Below are 570 nucleotides of genomic sequence, written 5' to 3' on the forward strand. Positions count from 1 at the left end.
GTTGGGTCTTGGGGTCGACCGTGCAGCAAACCTCCTTGCGCGAGATGGTGCGGTCGATGATGTCCAGCGTCACCTTGTTGACCACAAAGTGATCGGGTGTGACTTCGCCGGACACGACGGACTCGCCGAATCCGAAGTTCGAGTCGATCACGATGACCGATCGGTCTCCGTTGGCCGGGTGGATGGTGAACATCACGCCGGCGGTGTAGGCGTTGGCCATCTTCTGGATGCCCACGCTGATGGCCACCTGCTCGTCGCCGTAGCCCCGTTGCTTGCGGTAGGCGATGGCACGAGCGGTATAGAGGCTCGACATGCAGCGGCGCATGCGGTCGAGTACACCGTCGACGCCACGGATCCACAGATAGGTGTCCTGCTGGCCTGCGAAGCTGGCGTCGGGCAGGTCTTCGGCTGTCGCGCTGGAGCGCACGGCCACCGGCACCGCGGGTACGCCGCAGCGCACCGAGAGCTTGCGGTAGCACTCGGCAACCGTGTCCTCCAACTCGGTGGTGAACGGCTGCGACTCGATCACCGAGCGCACGCGCGCGCTTGCCCGTTCCAGGGCATCCATGT

1 protein-coding gene is annotated in these 570 nt (G+C 64.7%); it reads right to left on the reverse strand.

From position 1 onward, the window contains the following. Nucleotides 1-538 (reverse strand): PEP/pyruvate-binding domain-containing protein (locus L6Q67_RS23480; protein ID WP_296575915.1); only part of this gene is annotated, 538 nt, incomplete at its 3' end. Nucleotides 539-570: the final 32 nt, after the last annotated feature.

Source organism: Zoogloea sp. (genome assembly GCF_023150065.1).
In the GTDB taxonomy this organism is placed as follows: Bacteria; Pseudomonadota; Gammaproteobacteria; order Burkholderiales; family Rhodocyclaceae; genus Zoogloea.